Raw genomic sequence first — 16928 nt, 5'->3', positions numbered from 1 at the left:
GTAACGCCATCCCGCTGATCATCACCGGTATCTGCAGCATCCTCGGCACCGTCGGCGCCCTGTGGTGGTACGGCTACCTGCACTTCGCCAAGCCCGAGGATGCGTTGCTGCTCAATGAGTTCACCATGCTCAAGACCGTGCCGGGCGAAGACTACAAAGTCTCCCTGGAACCGGCCGCGCAAGTGGCGCAGTGCATCGATGGCGTGCTGGTGTTGTTCGACACCGAACAGAAAGGCCTCACCGGCGTGCTGGTCAACGACCGCAAGAAAGCGGTGCGTTGCATGGGCCAGGAAACCCCGCAGAAGTTGGAGCAATAAACCGATTTTCACAGGCAACACAGAACCAATGTGGGAGCCAGCCTGCTGGCGATTGCGATTGAACATTCAACAGTGATGTTGACTGATCCAACGCTATCGCCAGCAAGCTGGCTCCCACAGGTTTTTGTGTGCTGACAACTTACTGGGTGTTAGAGCTCACCGCCGAACGCGGAATCACCGGTTGGTTATCGTTGGAGATTGTCACTTCCACCCGACGGTTTTGCGCCCGGCCCGAGGTGCTGGTGTTATCCGCCACCGGGTATTCCTTGCCGTAACCCTGGGCAACGATGCGGGTTGGATCAACGCCCATCTTCACCAGCGCCATGCGCACGGAGTTGGCGCGACGTTCCGACAGCGACTGGTTATGCGAGGCAGTCCCGGTGCTGTCGGTGTAGCCCTCGACGATCACTTTGCGATCAGGGTTTTCCTGGAGGTACTGCGCCAGTTTGTTGATGTTCATCAGGCCGTTGGATTTCAGCTCGGCCTTGTCGGTAGCGAACAGCACATCACCGAATGTCACCAGGGTGCCGCGATCGGTCTGTTTGGCGTTGAGGCTGTCCTGCAACTGTTTGATCTGCTGATCGCGAGCGTCGAGACGGGCCTGGGCGCGTTGTGCCGAAGCATTTTTCAGATTGGCTTCGGCGGTGCGCAGGGCAATGGTCTGTTTGGCGACTTCAACCCGCTGGTTGGTCAAATAGGCCAACTGATCGACCTTGGCCTGATCTTCCTTGTCCAGGTAAGCCTTGTCGGCCTTGTCCAGGTAATCACTGGCTTCCTTGGTTTCCAGTGCGGCGACTTTGCTCGCCTGCGGGTTGGCTTGCAGGCCGGAATAATTGGTGCGGGCCTGTTCAAGGTTGGCATTTGGCGGCGTGGAGCAGGCAGCCAGGGCAACGCTTGCGGCCAGCAGAGCAGGGAGCATCAAATGTTTGGAATTCATAGTGGTATCGTCCTTTTGATCGTCTGAGAGATAGTCATGTCGCGCCGTTACTGGACGGTGCGCTGACTTTCCTGACGCAGTTCCTGAACCCCTTTTTGAGAGTCCTTTACAGTCTGTTCGGCTTTCATCGCCTGGGCTTTGCGCTCGGCTACGCGGGCATCCCACTCAGCCTGTTCAGCCAGGACTTTCGCCTGATCGTACTGTTTGTCGTGCATGGCGATTTCAGCTTGCTTGAGCTTGTCCTGGGCAGCCTTCATTTCCACCGCAGCAAATTCGGTACCGCCCGCGCTGACGGCGTCTTTGACTGCAGACTCGCTGACGGCGAATTGCTCGGACGGTGGGTTGCCGGCGCAACCGGCCAGCACAAGGCTGCTGCCGATGGCCAGGGCAGCCATCTTCAGGCCATGCAGTGGGGTAAACGAGGATTTGCCAGTTCTGGTTTTCATAATCTTCAACTCCATTGGACTACTTCCTGAACAACGTGAACATCCATCCTGGGCAAGGAGCCGAACCGTCATTTTCGGGTCGTTTTGAAACGGCCGTCCCAGGCGTGGTTACGTGGGTTGACCCGAGGCGTTTTTTGAAAGTTCAGAGAAATTTAGCCAGCTATCGAAAAAACGTGATCGGCTTGGCAGGGGCTTAAAGCAAAAAATGTGTGAGCGAGCCTGCTCGCGATAGCGCTGTATCAGTCGACATTGAAGTTGAATGTCAGTCAGCTATCGCGAGCAGGCTCGCTCCCACAGGGGGGATGTGCGGAGGAGGGAATCAGTGTTTCTGCTTGTCGTTGCCAGCTGACAAATCGTGCAGATGGCGCCTGGACAGCGCAAGAAAACGCGGAGTCGGGCCGATGTCTTCGTACAGCGGGTCACCTTCTTCGTCGGTGGCGACCACTGTCGAGCCCTTCACATACGGGAAGCTCTTTTCGAGTTCTTCAAGTGCGGCGCCGATCAACTCGCCGAGCAACTCTTCGGGATGCCGCTTGGGGTACATCTCGGTAATCGCCGCCAGGCGTGCGGCGGCTTCCACGTCCAGGTGAATCGTGTAGCCGGTCTTGGTCAGGCGACCCTTGGCGTTTTCTTCCCAATGCTGGGCAAGTTCACGGATTTTCATAATCACCTCGTTGCGCGCCTGCTCGTGGCAGGCCGGGGGAGTATCCGGCGTTGGCCGGCGACAGCCGTTGTACGGCGTACTGTTCAGACTAGCTTCATCGCACAAGGTTTAAAGGTCCTTCGTCGTCTTGCTTGTAAGAAGACGTCTGGAGCGGCACTCTTGGGTTTACTGGCCGCCCGGATTCTTTGCTGGAGAACTGCTGATGACCGATATCGATGCACGCTTGCGCGAGGACGTTCACCTGTTGGGTGAGCTGTTGGGCAACACCATTCGTGAACAGTACGGGGACGGCTTTCTCGACAAGATCGAGCAGATCCGCAAAGGCGCCAAGGCTGACCGTCGCGGTTCGATGGACGCCGAGCTGAGCGCCAGCCTCAATCAATTGACCGAAGCTGAATTGCTGCCGGTGGCGCGGGCGTTCAACCAGTTCCTCAACCTGGCCAACATCGCCGAGCAATACCAGTTGATTCATCGTCGCGAAGAATCCCAACAGGCACCGTTCGAGTCACGGGTACTGCCGGAACTGCTCGCGCGCCTGCGAGACGAAGGCCATGGCGCCGAGTCATTGGCCCGGCAACTTGGTCGACTGGAAATCGAACTGGTGTTGACCGCGCACCCGACCGAAGTCGCGCGCCGCACACTGATCCAGAAATACGACGCGATTGCCGCTCAACTGGCCGCCCAGGACCACCGCGACCTGACCAGCGCCGAGCGCGAGCAGATCAGGACGACGTTGCAACGCCTGATCGCCGAAGCCTGGCACACCGAAGAAATACGCCGTACACGCCCGACGCCGGTCGATGAAGCCAAATGGGGCTTTGCAGTGATCGAGCATTCGCTGTGGCAGGCGATTCCGAATTACCTGCGCAAGGCCGATCAGGCACTGCATGCCGCCACTGGCCTGCGTTTGCCGCTGGAGGCTGCGCCGATCCGCTTTGCTTCGTGGATGGGCGGCGACCGTGACGGCAACCCGAACGTGACGGCAGCGGTGACCCGTGAAGTGCTCCTGCTGGCACGCTGGATGGCCGCCGATCTGTACCTGCGCGATATCGATCATCTTGCGGCCGAACTGTCGATGCAGCAGGCCAGTGACGAACTGAAGGCCAAGGCTGGCGACAGTGCCGAACCGTATCGAGCTGTACTCAAACAACTGCGAGAACGCCTGCGCGCTACCCGCAATTGGGCTCACACTGCGTTGACTACGCCGACACCTGCTTCGGCCGACGTACTGCAAGACAACCGCGACCTGCTTGATCCTCTAGAGCTTTGCTATCACTCGCTGCATGAGTGCGGCATGGGCGTAATCGCCGACGGCCCGCTGCTCGATTGCCTGCGCCGGGCGGTGACGTTCGGCCTGTTCCTGGTGCGGCTGGATGTGCGCCAGGACTCGTCGCGCCATAGCGCGGCCATGAGCGAAATCACCGATTACCTCGGCTTGGGCCGCTACGAGGATTGGAGCGAGGAAGAACGCATCACGTTCCTGAGCCGCGAACTGAACAACCGACGGCCCTTGCTGCCGGCCCACTACAAACCGTCCGCCGACACCGCCGAAGTGCTGGCGACCTGCCGGGAAATCGCCGCCGCGCCACAAGCTTCCCTTGGTTCCTACGTCATCTCCATGGCCGGTGCGGCTTCCGATGTGCTGACGGTTCAGTTGCTGCTCAAAGAATCCGGCGTGTTGCGGCCGATGCGCGTGGTGCCGTTGTTCGAAACCCTGGCCGACCTCGACAACGCCGGCCCGGTGATTGAAAAACTGTTGTTGCTGCCGGGTTATCGCTCGCGTCTGCAAGGGCCGCAGGAAGTGATGATCGGCTACTCCGACTCGGCCAAGGATGCCGGCACCACCGCAGCAGCGTGGGCGCAGTATCGGGCGCAGGAGCGTCTGGTGGATATCTGCCGCGAGCAGCAGGTGGAACTGCTGTTGTTCCACGGTCGCGGTGGCACCGTGGGCCGTGGCGGCGGCCCGGCGCATGCGGCGATTCTGTCGCAACCACCGGGGTCGGTGGCGGGGCGTTTCCGTACCACCGAGCAAGGGGAAATGATTCGTTTCAAATTCGGCCTGCCGGACATCGCCGAACAGAACCTCAATCTGTATCTGGCGGCGGTACTCGAAGCGACGTTGTTGCCACCGCCGCCGCCCACGCCCGAGTGGCGCCACTTGATGGACGAACTGGCCGCCGACGGGGTCCGTGCGTACCGCGCCGTGGTGCGGGAAAACCCGCAGTTCGTCGAGTACTTCCGCCAATCGACCCCGGAACAGGAATTGGGACGCTTGCCACTGGGCAGTCGCCCGGCCAAGCGTCGTGCCGGCGGGATCGAAAGCCTGCGCGCAATCCCGTGGATCTTCGGCTGGACCCAGACGCGCCTGATGTTGCCGGCCTGGCTCGGCTGGGAAGCGGCGCTGAGCAAGGCGCTGGAGCGCGGCGAAGGCGAACTGCTGGGGCAGATGCGCGAGCAATGGCCTTTCTTCCGCACCCGCATCGATATGCTGGAAATGGTCCTGGCCAAGGCCGACGCCGATATCGCGCAATCCTACGATCAGCGTCTGGTCGAACCGGATCTGCTGCCGTTGGGCGCGCACTTACGCGACCTATTGTCGCAGGCGTGCTCGATCGTGCTCGGGCTGACCGGTCAGTCGCAGCTACTGGCACATAGCCCAGCCACCCTCGAATTCATTCGCCTGCGCAACACTTACCTCGACCCGCTTCATCTATTGCAGGCCGAGTTGCTGGCCCGTTCGCGGCAACAGGATGTGGCACAGGACAGCCCGGTGGAACAGGCGTTGCTGGTGTCTGTGGCGGGGATTGCCGCTGGTTTGCGCAATACCGGCTAAAGTTTTTGTCGTTGGATGAGGCGTCCGGAGTATGTGCCGGATGCCGTCCGAGGGCGCGGATAAAAGTGCTGCCAAGCGACAGTTAATGTTGGGGTTGCGACGAGGGAAACCGCGTCCAAAGGTCGTAGCCGACGCGGGTTTCTCCGACTTTTGGCGGCTTGTGTGGTCGCAGCCTGCTGTGTATCTTGATCAGCCTTTGGCCGTTTGGGCGGTCACGACCCTATTTTTGAGATTGGCCCCACGAGGCGAATCTGACGTTATCCATATAAAAAATTGAGGAGCACATCGATGCGCGTCATTCTGCTGGGAGCTCCCGGGGCCGGTAAAGGTACTCAGGCTAAGTTCATCACCGAAAAATTCGGCATTCCGCAAATTTCCACCGGCGACATGTTGCGTGCTGCGGTCAAGGCCGGCACCGAACTGGGCATCAAGGCCAAGAGCATCATGGATGCCGGCGGCCTGGTTTCCGATGACCTGATCATCGCGCTGGTCAAGGACCGTATCTCCCAGGCTGATTGCGCCAACGGTTTCCTGTTCGACGGTTTCCCGCGCACCATTCCTCAGGCTGAAGCCTTGGTGACTGCCGGCGTCGAGCTGGACGCTGTGGTCGAGATCGCCGTTGAAGACGAAGAAATCGTCCAGCGCATTGCCGGTCGTCGTGTCCACGAAGCCAGTGGCCGCGTGTACCACATCGTCTACAACCCGCCGAAAATTGCCGGCAAAGACGACATCACCGGCGAAGAGCTGGTTCAGCGCAAGGACGACACCGAAGAAACCGTGCGTCATCGCCTGTCGGTCTACCATTCGCAGACCAAGCCGCTGGTGGATTTCTACCAGAAACTGTCTGCTGCCAATGGCAAGCCGAAGTACAGCCATATCGAAGGCGTCGGTTCGGTAGAAGCAATCACCGCCAAGGTTCTTGCTGCCCTGAGCTGAAAACTCTGAACCGTTGCATCATCCACGGCCCGCTTGCGGGCCGTAGTTGTTTATACTGACGCACTTTTTTCTGACCACTTGTTACGGAAACATCGATGAGCACCTTGCTGGCCCTGGACACCGCGACTGAAGCTTGCTCCGTTGCCTTGCTGCATGACGGCAAAGTGACGAGCCATTACGAGGTGATCCCGCGTCTGCACGCGCAGAAATTGCTGCCGATGATCCAGCAGTTGCTGGCCGACGCCGGCACCACCCTGCAAGCAGTCGATGCCATTGCGTTCGGTCGCGGGCCGGGCGCTTTCACTGGCGTGCGCATTGCCATCGGTGTGGTGCAGGGGCTGGCGTTCGCGCTGGATCGCCCGGTGTTGCCAGTATCGAACCTCGCCGTGCTGGCCCAGCGCGCTTACCGCGAACATGGCGCCAGCCAGGTTGCGGCGGCCATCGATGCACGCATGGATGAAGTGTATTGGGGTTGCTATCGCGAAACGGCGGGGGAGATGCGCCTGGTTGGCGCAGAAGCGGTATTGCCGCCCGAGTCGGCCGCATTGCCGGGTGATGCCAGTGGCGAATGGTTCGGCGCCGGCACCGGTTGGGGTTATGGCGAGCGGATTGCGGTCAACCTGAGCGGTCAGGATGCGGGCATGTTGCCTCATGCAGAAGATTTGCTGACCCTGGCGCGATTTGCCTGGGAGCGTGGTGAAGCGATTGTGGCCGACAAGGCGCAGCCAGTTTATCTGCGCGACAAAGTGGCGACGCCCAAGGCGCGTTAATCAGGTTTTATTGTGGCGAGGGAGCTTGCTCCCGCTCGGCTGCGCAGCAGTCGTAAAACCAGCCAACGCGATTCAACCGACCGCAATCGGGGCCGCTTCGCAGCCCAGCGGGAGCTTGCTCCCTTGCCACATCTTGTTCCAACTTGGCCAATCGTCGTTTTCTAACCGCAGCTTTTAAACCTTTTGCTTTTTATGTGTTCTAGTTATCACTCGGCGGTTTGCGAAGCGGGCTATGCGCCACTAAACTGCCATCACTGATACCGAGCATGCACTTATGCGTATAGACGGCATTTCCTCTCAGTCCTACCCCATCAAGCGCAAGCCTCGCAAAGGCCATGTGGTGGAGGACGAGTCCGTCGAAATCGACGGCGAGCCGGAGTTTGCGTCTGAAGAGCAACTGGCTGCGCGAGCCGCCAAGTCCGCTGCGCAACGCCTTAGCAATCTTCCCGCCCGTCAGCAGGACATGCTCTACCACCGTGCGATGAGCAAAAGTGTGGCGATGGCTTTGGCCAGCTACCTCAGCACCGCCGGGTTCGTCGATTGGGATGCGGAAGTGCTGGGTCTCGACCTGTACATCTGATGTTGCTGCCTTACTACCTCGGCTGCCCCTCCTGGAGTGAAAACGCCTGGCGCGAATACCTGTATCCGCCTGACGCCAAACCCGCCGATTTTCTTGATCTGTATTGCCAGGTGTTCAACGCCGTGGAAGGTAATACGACGTTCTACGCGAGCCCCGCTGCCGGCACCGTGCAGCGCTGGGCCGAGGCCATGCCCGAGCACTTTCGCTTCACCGCCAAATTCCCCGGCGACATCAGCCATGGCGGTGACCTGCGCGACCAACTGACCGCTGTCGAAACCTTCACCCGATTGCTCAGCCCGCTGGGGCAGCGGGTGTCGCCGCTGTGGCTGCAATTGTCGAAAAGCTTCACCCCGCAACGCTTGCCCGAGCTGGCTGCATTCATTGACGCGTTGGAGCGGCCGTTGGCGGTGGAAGTGCGGCATGACGATTTTTTCGCCAAGGGTGACAGCGAACGGATGCTCAACCGCCTGTTGCTGGATCGCGGCGTTGAACGCATCTGCCTCGACCCGCGCGCATTGTTCAGCTGCACCTCGATCGATCCTTCGGTGCTTCACGCGCAATCGAAAAAACCGCGTGTTCCACCTCGCCCGGCAGCGTTCACGCCATTTCCGCAGGTGCGTTTCATCGGTCATCCAGAGCTTGAGGCCAACGACCCGTTTCTATTGCCGTGGGTGGAAAAAATTGCCCTGTGGATTGAAGAGGGGCGCACGCCGTATATTTTCCTGCACACCGCCGACAATCTGCTGGCGGCTAAACTGGCCCAGCGTTTTCACCGTCGCCTGATGCTGCGATTACCTGGCTTGCCGGCGCTGCCTGAGCTATACAGGAAACCCGCCGCCGAGCAACTTGGCTTGCTCTGAAGGCGGATTCGTTCGCCTTCTTCAGGAGCCTGCCAATGGATGCGCAAACCCTTCGAGCCCAAGCGTTCAAAGCCTTGCACGAACGCAGCAGCGCTTTCGTTATTCCCAACCCGTGGGATGCCGGATCGGCAAAAATGCTCGCCAGCCTGGGCTTCGAGGCGCTGGCGACCACCAGCGCCGGTTACGCTTTTTCCAACGCGCGCCCGGATGGTGGCCTGACCCTGGACGATACCCTCGCCAACGTCAGGGCGATTGTCGGCGCCAGCGATTTGCCGGTCGCGGTCGATCTGGAAAATGGTTTTGCCGATGACCCGGCGGAATGCGCGAAAAGTCTGTTGCGCGCAGCGCAGGCCGGGGCAGTGGGCGGTTCGATTGAAGACTTCACTGGCCGCGAGGACGCTCCGATCTACTGCTTCGAGCATGCCGTCGCGCGCATCGAGGCCGCCGTCGCTGCCGCCCGCAGTCTGCCTTTCCCTTTCATGCTGACCGCCCGGGCCGAGAATTTCCTGCACGGCAATCCGGATCTGGACGACACGATTCGCCGCTTGCAGGCATTCGCGGAGGCCGGGGCCGACGTGTTGTATGCGCCGGGCTTGCGCAGTGCTGACGATGTGCTGGCGGTTGTCCGCGCGGTGGCGCCGAAACCGGTCAATGTGTTGATGTCCGGAGGTTTGCAGCTGACGGTGCAGCAACTGAGCGACATGGGCGTCAAGCGCATCAGCGTCGGCTCGGCGCTGGCATTGGCAGCGCTGGGAGAGTTCTATCGCGCCGCCGAAGAGATCAAGACGTCCGGCACCTTCGGGTTCACGTCGCGCTCCATGCCGTACGCCCAGGCCAATCAGTTGTTCAAAGGCTGAACATGGGCAGCGGGCGCTGGATGCTGCTGGTGCTGTTGATCATTGGCGGCGGAGTGCTCAGCATCTGGCGCGGTTGGCTGGAAATACCGCCGCAATGGAACCCCTGGGCACCCCTGGACGTGAAGGCTGCGCCGAACCTGCTGACCCGCTACAAACTGATGCGCCTGCGCGATGATCCGCAACTCTGCGCGCAAGCCCTGAGCAGTTCCGGTCTGCGCGTGACCCCGCAAGCCGACAGCCCCGACGCCCAATGCCCACTCAGCAATGCCCTGCGCGTACAGGGCGGTGATGTTGCCCTGAGCAGCAGTTTCCTCGCCAGTTGCCGCCTGGCCGTGTCGTTCGCGCTGTTCGAATATCATGCCCTGCAACCCGCGGCGCAGGCGGTCTATGGGCAAGCGGTGGCGCGGGTCGACCATCTCGGCAGCTTTGCCTGTCGCAATGTCTACAGCCGCGAGAATGGCCGGCGTAGTCAACACGCGTCGGCCAATGCGCTGGACATCGCCGGTTTTCGCCTGGCCGATGGTCGAACCATCAGCGTGCTCAAGGATTGGCCCAAGGACAATCAGGATGCGCAGTTTCTAAGACAAGTCCGCGATGGCGCCTGCGGCTTGTTCAGTGTGGTGTTGGGGCCGGATTACAACGCCGCGCATCGCAATCACTTTCATGTCGATGTCGGGCCGTGGTGGGTTTGTCGCTGAAGCGGACGTTGAGGCTCAGGCGGCGAGGCGCAGGTTCTGCAGGATGATCGGGCGCGCCCAACCATTATCGAAATCGAGTTGTTTCTGTTGCTCCAGCAACTCTTCCGGGGAGAACGGCGGGAACGGTTTGTCCAGCAGGTCCAGTTCGAACTCGGCAATCGGCAGGTGCAGTGGACGCGGTTGCGGCGCGGGGCCGGCTTCCGGCAATGGCTGGCCGGCGGTCAGCACAAGCGGGCGCACCCAGCCGCTTTCGAAATCCTGTTGTTTCTGCTGGGCGACGATTTCTTGCGCCGGGAACGGTGGGAACGGCTTGTCGGCCAGGTCCATTTCGAACTCGGCAATCGGCAGGAAGAGTGGCTCGGGCGGGCGAATCTCGTTGTCCTGCACATCGCATTCGCGCTGGGCAACGATGTGCGCCAGCAGATCGCTGCCAACGGTGGGTTCAACCGGGCTGTCGAGATCGACCGGTGGAAAGTTCAGCGATTTGGGCAGCACTTCACCCGACTGTTCGGCCAGCGCCCGGGCAAAGAAATCCTGCCAGATGTGGCTGACGCCGCTCAGTGCCTGGGTATTTCGCAGGTTGTAGTCGCCGTAGGGCGAGATAAAACCTGTGATTGTCGGTTGAATGTCTGACATTTCTCTCGGTCGACGCTCAGCTCTGGCAAAATGCTCGATAGTTTTGTTATCGGCCGTTTTTGCCGATCATTAATTTTTTGAGCGTGTTTTCCGATGATTGATCAACCCGCGGCGTGCCGCATCCATGTCGAGGCGTTGGACGCAGCCTTCGAACCCCAAGCCGAGCAATGGGCCGAGCGCCTGGGCCTGCCGCTGCAAGTGGCTGATGGCGAGTTTGCATTGCAGGTGGGTGACATGGGCTTGCAGCTGCAACAGCTGGGGCCGGATGCGCCGGGCCCGGTGCGGGTGGACTTCGTCGAGGGTGGCGCGGCGCATCGCCGGTTGTATGGCGGTGGCAGCGGGCAGATGATCGCCAAGGCTGTCGGCGTGGCTCAGGGCGTGCGCCCGCGGGTGCTGGATGCGACGGCGGGGTTGGGCAAGGATGCGTTCGTGCTGGCCAGCCTCGGTTGCGAGATGAGCCTGATCGAGCGCCAGCCTTTGATTGGCGCCTTGCTGGAGGATGGTCTGGCCCGAGGCGCGGAAGATTTCGATGTGGCGCCGATCGTCGCGCGGATGCGCTTGCTCAAGGGCAACTCGATCGAGGTGATGCGCAATTGGCAGGGCGAGCCGCCGCAGGTGATCTACCTCGACCCGATGTTTCCTCACCGTGAGAAAACCGCGTTGGTGAAGAAGGAAATGCGCCTGTTCCGGCCACTGGTGGGGGATGACCCGGATGCACCGGCATTGCTCGAGGCCGCGTTGGCGTTGGCCAGCCACCGGGTGGTGGTCAAGCGCCCGCGCAAGGCCCCGTGCATTGAAGGGCCGAAGCCGAGCCATGCGCTGGATGGCAAGTCCAGTCGGTATGACATTTATCCGAAGAAGGCGCTCAAGCCGTAAGTTGAAGCTGATCGTTCCCACGCTCTGCGTGGGAATGCAGCCCGGGACGCTCCGCGTCCCATTCGAGAGCTGGAACGCGGAGCGTCCCCTGAGGCGTTCCCACGCAGAGCGTGGAAACGATCACCGCTAGGGCCGATAAGCCCGCATAAACAACCCCACCACTTCCTGCACATGGCTCTCGGCTTCGTCGCCAACCAGCGGCTCGCCGCAGCCATAAAGCAGACGAAAATTCCCCGCGCCCTTGAGCAGGCAGAAGAAATGCTCAGCCGCATTGTGCGGTTTGTCGATGCTCAGCACGCCGCTTTCATTGATCTTGCTCAACAGGCGCTCCATACCGTGCAGCATGCGCTGCGGTCCGGCCTCGAAGAAGATCTGCGAGAGCTTCGGGTCCTGACTGCCCAGGGTCATCATCAAGCGGTGCAGGTTCACTGACTCGTCACTGTTGATCAATTGATGAAAACCGCGCGCGATGTTCAGCAGCACGGTTTCCACTGCCACGCCTTCGGGCAATTCGAAAAACAGCGTCGGCAGTTGCTCCTCACACTTGGCCATCACGGCAGCGGAGAACAGCGTCTCCTTGTCGTTGAAATGGCTGTAGACCGTCAGCTTTGACACCCCGGCCTCGGCAGCGACGGCATCCATGCTGGTGTTGGCATAACCCTTGGTCAGAAACAGCGTCTTCGCTGCATCGAGGATCGCCTGGCGCTTGGCCAAATCCTTGGGGCGGCCCGGGCCATTGGGTGCTGAAAGATTGTTCGGCATATGCGCTTTTATTACTGGACTGGTGAGTTTGCTATTAATAACATACTCGCCAGTATAATTATTCCAAGCACCATTAGCGAAAGGTCCTTCACCATGTTCCGCTATGCCTTGCCCCTCGCACTGCCAGTTACCCTGGCGTTTTTATTGACTGCGTGTGGTCACGAAGAGGCGCCGCAAGTCAGCGTTCGCCCGGCCATGGTGGTTCAGCCAGAGCCTTCGACGCAGTCGATGGAAAGCTATCCCGGTGAAGTCCGTGCGCGCTATGAGCCGGATCTGGCATTCCGCATCGGCGGCAAAGTCAGCCGACGACTGGTCGATGAGGGGCAGCGCGTCAAGGCTGATCAGCCGCTGGCCGAACTCGATCCCCAGGACGTGCGCCTGCAATTGGAGGCCACCCGCGCCCAGGTAGCCGCCGCCGAAGCCAATCTGAGCATGGTGCGCGCTGAGCGTGATCGCTATAAAACGCTGATGGAGCGTCAGCTGGTCAGCCGTTCGCAATACGACAATCACGAAAACCTTTACCGTTCCGGTGAAGCGCGTCTCAAACAAATCAAAGCCGAATTCAACGTTTCGACCAATCAGGCCAGTTACGCGGTGCTGCGTGCGCCACAGGATGGCGTGGTAGCCAAACGCGCCGTGGAAGTGGGGCAAGTGGTGGCCGCTGGGCAAACGGTGTTTACCCTGGCGACCGATGGCGAGCGTGAAGTCCTGATCAGCCTGCCGGAACAAAGCTTCGGCCGCTTCAAGGTCGGCCAGCCGGTGGCTGTGGAACTGTGGACGCATCCGGACCAGCGCTTCGCCGGGCATATCCGCGAATTGTCGCCGGCCGCTGATCCCAAGTCCCGCACCTTCGCCGCGCGCATCGCGTTCAACACCGGCAAGGTGCCGGTGGAACTCGGCCAGAGTGCCCGCGTGTTTGTCCAGGCTGCCCAAGCCGCACCGTTGTCTGTGCCGCTGTCGGCGTTGACCGCAGAAGGCGGCGTGACCTACGTCTGGGTCGTCAGCGCCAACAACACTTTGAAGCGCACCCCGGTGCGGGTGGGTGCCTTCGGCGAGAAAACCGTCCCGGTGCTCGAAGGACTCAACGCCAGCGACTGGGTGGTGGCCGCGGGTGTCCATGTGCTGCTCGACGGGCAACAAGTACGCCCGGTGGATCGCTCCAACCGCGTGGTCAATCTGGCGCACAAGGAGTAATCCCCGATGGGTTTCAATCTTTCCGCCTGGGCGCTGCGCAATCGCCAGATCGTCCTGTTTCTGATGCTGTTGCTGGCGATCGTCGGGGCACTGTCCTACACCAAACTCGGCCAGAGCGAAGACCCGCCGTTCACGTTCAAGGCCATGGTGATTCGTACCAACTGGCCAGGTGCAACGGCGCAGGAAGTCTCGCGCCAGGTCACCGAACGCATTGAAAAGAAGCTGATGGAAACCGGCGAATACGAACGCATCGTCTCGTTCTCCCGCCCGGGCGAATCCCAGGTGACGTTCATTGCCCGCGACTCCATGCATTCGGTGGACATCCCGGAACTCTGGTATCAGGTGCGCAAGAAGGTCAGCGACATCCGCCATACCTTGCCGCCGGGAATTCAAGGGCCGTTTTTCAACGATGAATTCGGCACCACCTTCGGCAATATCTACGCATTGACCGGCGATGGTTTCGATTATGCCGTGCTCAAGGACTACGCTGACCGCATCCAGATCCAGCTGCAACGGGTCAAGGACGTGGGCAAAGTCGAGCTGCTGGGGTTGCAGGACGAAAAGATCTGGATCGAACTTTCCAACGTCAAACTCGCCACCCTCGGCTTGCCGTTGGCAGCGGTGCAGCAAGCCCTTGAAGAACAGAACGCGGTGTCCACGGCCGGCTTCTTCGAAACCAGTAGCGAGCGATTGCAACTACGGGTCTCGGGCAATTTTCAGACAGTCGATGAGATAAAAAGCTTTCCAATTCGCGTCGGTGATCGCACTTTCCGTATCTCCGATGTGGCCGACGTGCGCCGTGGTTTCAACGATCCACCGGCGCCGCGCATGCGCTTCATGGCCGAGAACGCGATTGGTCTTGCGGTAGCGATGAAGGACGGCGGCGACATCCTGGTGCTGGGCAAGGCGCTGGAAATCGAGTTCGATCGTATCCAGAAAAACCTCCCTGCCGGGATGCAGTTGCGCAAGGTTTCCGATCAGCCCGCCGCCGTAAAAACCGGTGTCGGCGAGTTCGTTCAAGTGCTGGTGGAAGCGCTGGCCATTGTGCTTCTGGTGAGCTTTTTCTCCCTTGGCGTGCGCACCGGCATGGTGGTGGCGCTGGCGATTCCGCTGGTGTTGGCGATGACCTTCGCCTGCATGTATTACCTGGGCATCGGTCTGCACAAGATTTCCCTCGGGGCATTGGTGCTGGCCCTGGGATTGTTGGTCGACGACGCGATCATCGCCGTGGAAATGATGGCGATCAAAATGGAACAGGGTTTCGACCGGATCAAAGCCGCGAGCTACGCCTGGACCAGCACCGCGTTCCCGATGCTCACGGGCACGCTGATCACCGCAGCCGGTTTCCTGCCGATTGCCACGGCGCAGTCGGGCACCGGCGAATACACCCGCTCGATCTTCGAGGTGGTGACCATCGCCCTGTTGGCATCGTGGGTGGCGGCGGTATTGTTTGTGCCTTTTCTTGGGGAAAAACTCCTGCCGGACCTGGCGAAAATTCATGCAGCCAAACACGGTTCCGGCCAACCCGATCCCTACGCTACGCCGTTTTATCAGCGTGTTCGGCGCCTGGTGGAATGGTGCGTGCGCTGGCGTAAAACGGTGATCACCGCGACCGTGGTGTTGTTCATTGCCTCCATCGTGCTGTTTCGCTTCGTGCCGCAACAGTTCTTCCCGGCATCCGGGCGTCTGGAATTGATGGTCGACCTGAAGCTGGCCGAAGGGGCTTCCCTGAGCAACACTGCCGATGAAGTCAAACGCCTCGAAGCACTGCTCAAGGACAAAGCCGGGATCGACAATTACGTTGCCTACGTCGGCACCGGTTCACCGCGCTTCTACCTGCCGCTGGATCAGCAACTGCCTGCGGCGAGCTTCGCCCAGTTTGTGGTGTTGGCGAAAACCATCGAGGAGCGCGAAAGCCTGCGCACCTGGTTGATTGCAACGCTCAACGAACAATTCCCGGCCCTGCGCTCGCGGGTGACCCGTCTGGAAAACGGCCCTCCGGTCGGCTATCCGGTGCAGTTCCGGGTCACGGGTGAGCACATCGAGGAAGTCCGGGCGCTGGCGCGCAAAGTCGCGACCAAGGTTCGCGAGAACCCGCACGTGGCCAATGTGCACCTGGATTGGGAAGAACCGAGCAAAGTCGTCTATCTGAACATCGATCAGGACCGCGCTCGGGCGCTGGGCGTGAGCACGGCAAACTTGTCGAGGTTCCTGCAGAGCTCGCTCACCGGTTCCAGTGTCAGCCAGTACCGCGAAGACAACGAATTGATCGAGATCCTGTTGCGCGGCACCCTGCATGAACGCACCGAGTTGTCGCTGCTGCCAAGCCTGGCGGTGCCGACCGACAACGGTCGCAGCGTGGCGCTTTCACAGATTGCGACGCTGGAATACGGCTTCGAAGAAGGTGTGATCTGGCATCGTAACCGCCTGCCGAACGTCACCGTTCGTGCCGATATTTATGGCAAGGAGCAGCCGGCGACACTCGTCCAGCAGATCATGCCAACGCTCGATCCGATTCGCGCTGAGTTGCCCGATGGCTATTTGCTGGATGTGGGCGGCACGGTCGAGGATTCGGCCCGTGGGCAGAACTCGGTGAAGGCGGGCGTGCCGCTGTTCATCGTGGTGGTGTTGACCTTGCTGATGCTGCAGTTGCGCAGCTTCTCCCGTACGGTGATGGTGTTTCTCACGGCACCGTTGGGGCTGATCGGGGTGACGCTGTTCCTGATGGTGTTCCGCCAGCCGTTCGGGTTTGTGGCGATGCTCGGGACCATCGCCTTGTCCGGGATGATCATGCGTAACTCGGTGATTCTGGTCGATCAGATCGAGCAGGATATCGCTGCCGGGCTCAAGCCTTGGCAGGCGATCATCGAGGCGACGGTGCGGCGGTTCCGGCCGATTGTGCTGACGGCGCTGGCGGCGGTGTTGGCGATGATTCCGTTGTCGCGCAGTGTGTTTTTCGGGCCGATGGCGGTGGCGATCATGGGGGGGTTGATTGTGGCGACGGCGTTGACGTTGCTGTTTTTGCCGGCGCTTTATGCGGCTTGGTTTCGGGTTAAGAAAGAGTCCGTTTGACTTGGCGGCCTTTGGGCCGACCAGGCTGTGGGTTGTTTTTGGTGTATATCCGTTGCTTCGGTAACGGCCACTTATGGTTCCGCTTTTACAGCGGGTTACTTTGAAAAGCGGAACGCCGCCCGGCGCAAAGTAACCAAACGCCCTTGCCCCTTTCGTTCGGTGCCTCGCCTAGGCTCGGCATGCCCTCGCTCCGGTCCTGCTCCGTGGGCCCGCCGCCATCGGCCATCCATGGCCGGGGGCGGCTAACCCGGCATCCATGCCGGGTTGCCCACTACGCAGAACCTCCACTCGGCCTCTCGAGGGGGCGCCCAGATCAAGAGCGGCAGGCGAGCTAACGCTCGGCCTGTTGAGTGGTGAGAAGCAATGGCTTTACGTCGTTGTGCTTTTGCTCTCCTGTGGGAGCTGGCTTGCCAGCGATGACGGCCTGACGGCCACCCAATCTCTACCAGATATCTCCAATCCAATGTAGGAGCCAGCCTGCTGGCGATGA

16 protein-coding genes are annotated in these 16928 nt (G+C 60.6%); 11 read left to right on the top strand and 5 right to left on the bottom strand.

Going from position 1 to position 16928, the window contains the following annotated elements; translation table 11 throughout:
• Positions 1 to 317, top strand: a 317-nt coding sequence (locus tag D8U73_RS28925; protein ID WP_130906387.1) for a hypothetical protein, incomplete at its 5' end; no start/stop codon positions are given.
• 139 nt (positions 318 to 456) lie between these two features.
• Here the strand turns inward: D8U73_RS28925 and D8U73_RS28920 are convergent.
• The 3 genes from D8U73_RS28920 to D8U73_RS28910 form a co-directional block, all read right to left on the bottom strand.
• Positions 457 to 1254: an OmpA family protein gene (locus D8U73_RS28920; protein WP_056856279.1), complete on the bottom strand. Its 798-nt coding sequence runs from the start codon at positions 1252 to 1254 to the stop codon at positions 457 to 459.
• A 47-nt stretch (positions 1255 to 1301) separates the two neighbouring features.
• Entirely contained in the window at positions 1302 to 1715 is a 414-nt protein-coding gene (locus D8U73_RS28915) for a DUF4398 domain-containing protein (RefSeq protein WP_056856278.1), read from the bottom strand.
• A 304-nt stretch (positions 1716 to 2019) separates the two neighbouring features.
• Positions 2020 to 2364, bottom strand: a complete 345-nt coding sequence (locus D8U73_RS28910; protein ID WP_056856277.1) for a hypothetical protein — start codon at positions 2362 to 2364, stop codon at positions 2020 to 2022.
• 202 nt (positions 2365 to 2566) lie between these two features.
• Between D8U73_RS28910 and ppc the strand changes: the two genes are divergently transcribed.
• The 7 genes from ppc (at position 2567) to D8U73_RS28875 (ending at position 9898) form a co-directional block, all read left to right on the top strand.
• Positions 2567 to 5197 carry a phosphoenolpyruvate carboxylase gene (gene ppc / locus D8U73_RS28905; protein WP_130906386.1) on the top strand — a complete coding sequence of 877 codons (2631 nt, stop codon included), beginning with the start codon at positions 2567 to 2569 and terminating at the stop codon, positions 5195 to 5197.
• Positions 5198 to 5485: 288 nt separating this feature from the next.
• Entirely contained in the window at positions 5486 to 6133 is a 648-nt protein-coding gene (gene adk, locus D8U73_RS28900; RefSeq protein WP_056856275.1) for an adenylate kinase, read from the top strand.
• 95 nt (positions 6134 to 6228) lie between these two features.
• Positions 6229 to 6903, top strand: coding sequence for a tRNA (adenosine(37)-N6)-threonylcarbamoyltransferase complex dimerization subunit type 1 TsaB (tsaB, locus tag D8U73_RS28895; protein ID WP_056856274.1), 675 nt, complete (start codon positions 6229 to 6231; stop codon positions 6901 to 6903).
• A gap of 274 nt (positions 6904 to 7177) precedes the next feature.
• Complete coding sequence (locus tag D8U73_RS28890; RefSeq protein ID WP_056856273.1) at positions 7178 to 7483, top strand: hypothetical protein; 306 nt, start codon at positions 7178 to 7180, stop codon at positions 7481 to 7483.
• On the top strand, positions 7483 to 8343 hold the full coding sequence (locus D8U73_RS28885) for a DUF72 domain-containing protein (protein ID WP_056856272.1): 861 nt from the start codon (positions 7483 to 7485) through the stop codon (positions 8341 to 8343). Before D8U73_RS28890 ends, D8U73_RS28885 begins: the two co-directional genes overlap by 1 nt.
• 35 nt (positions 8344 to 8378) lie before the next feature.
• The gene (locus D8U73_RS28880; RefSeq protein WP_056856271.1) at positions 8379 to 9200 is read left to right on the top strand and encodes an isocitrate lyase/phosphoenolpyruvate mutase family protein; all 822 of its coding nucleotides are present in this window, start codon (positions 8379 to 8381) and stop codon (positions 9198 to 9200) included.
• A 2-nt stretch (positions 9201 to 9202) separates the two neighbouring features.
• Positions 9203 to 9898, top strand: coding sequence for an extensin family protein (locus tag D8U73_RS28875; RefSeq protein ID WP_130906385.1), 696 nt, complete (start codon positions 9203 to 9205; stop codon positions 9896 to 9898).
• 15 nt (positions 9899 to 9913) lie between these two features.
• Here D8U73_RS28875 and D8U73_RS28870 read toward each other — a convergent pair whose 3' ends face one another.
• Positions 9914 to 10534, bottom strand: coding sequence for a hypothetical protein (locus D8U73_RS28870; RefSeq protein WP_056856269.1), 621 nt, complete (start codon positions 10532 to 10534; stop codon positions 9914 to 9916).
• 96 nt (positions 10535 to 10630) lie between these two features.
• On the opposite strand from D8U73_RS28870, the gene D8U73_RS28865 reads away from it, so the two are divergent.
• Positions 10631 to 11410 carry a class I SAM-dependent methyltransferase gene (locus D8U73_RS28865; RefSeq protein ID WP_177336602.1) on the top strand — a complete coding sequence of 260 codons (780 nt, stop codon included), beginning with the start codon at positions 10631 to 10633 and terminating at the stop codon, positions 11408 to 11410.
• Positions 11411 to 11536: 126 nt separating this feature from the next.
• Here the strand turns inward: D8U73_RS28865 and D8U73_RS28860 are convergent, their stop codons facing one another.
• Positions 11537 to 12172 (bottom strand): TetR/AcrR family transcriptional regulator, encoded by a 636-nt coding sequence (locus tag D8U73_RS28860; RefSeq protein ID WP_130906384.1) that lies wholly within the window; start codon positions 12170 to 12172, stop codon positions 11537 to 11539.
• A gap of 93 nt (positions 12173 to 12265) precedes the next feature.
• On the opposite strand from D8U73_RS28860, the gene D8U73_RS28855 reads away from it, so the two are divergent.
• Together D8U73_RS28855 and D8U73_RS28850 are read left to right on the top strand one after the other, a co-directional pair.
• Positions 12266 to 13366, top strand: coding sequence for an efflux RND transporter periplasmic adaptor subunit (locus tag D8U73_RS28855; RefSeq protein ID WP_056856266.1), 1101 nt, complete (start codon positions 12266 to 12268; stop codon positions 13364 to 13366).
• Between the two features lie 6 nt (positions 13367 to 13372).
• Complete coding sequence (locus tag D8U73_RS28850) at positions 13373 to 16438, top strand: efflux RND transporter permease subunit (protein ID WP_130906383.1); 3066 nt, start codon at positions 13373 to 13375, stop codon at positions 16436 to 16438.
• Positions 16439 to 16928 lie beyond the last annotated feature (490 nt).

The sequence above is a fragment of the Pseudomonas sp. Sample_22 genome, from assembly GCF_004307635.1.
Taxonomy (GTDB): domain Bacteria; phylum Pseudomonadota; class Gammaproteobacteria; order Pseudomonadales; family Pseudomonadaceae; genus Aquipseudomonas.
The sequence above is the reverse complement of the archived record's forward strand: the minus strand, read 5'-3'. Positions and strand labels throughout refer to the sequence as shown.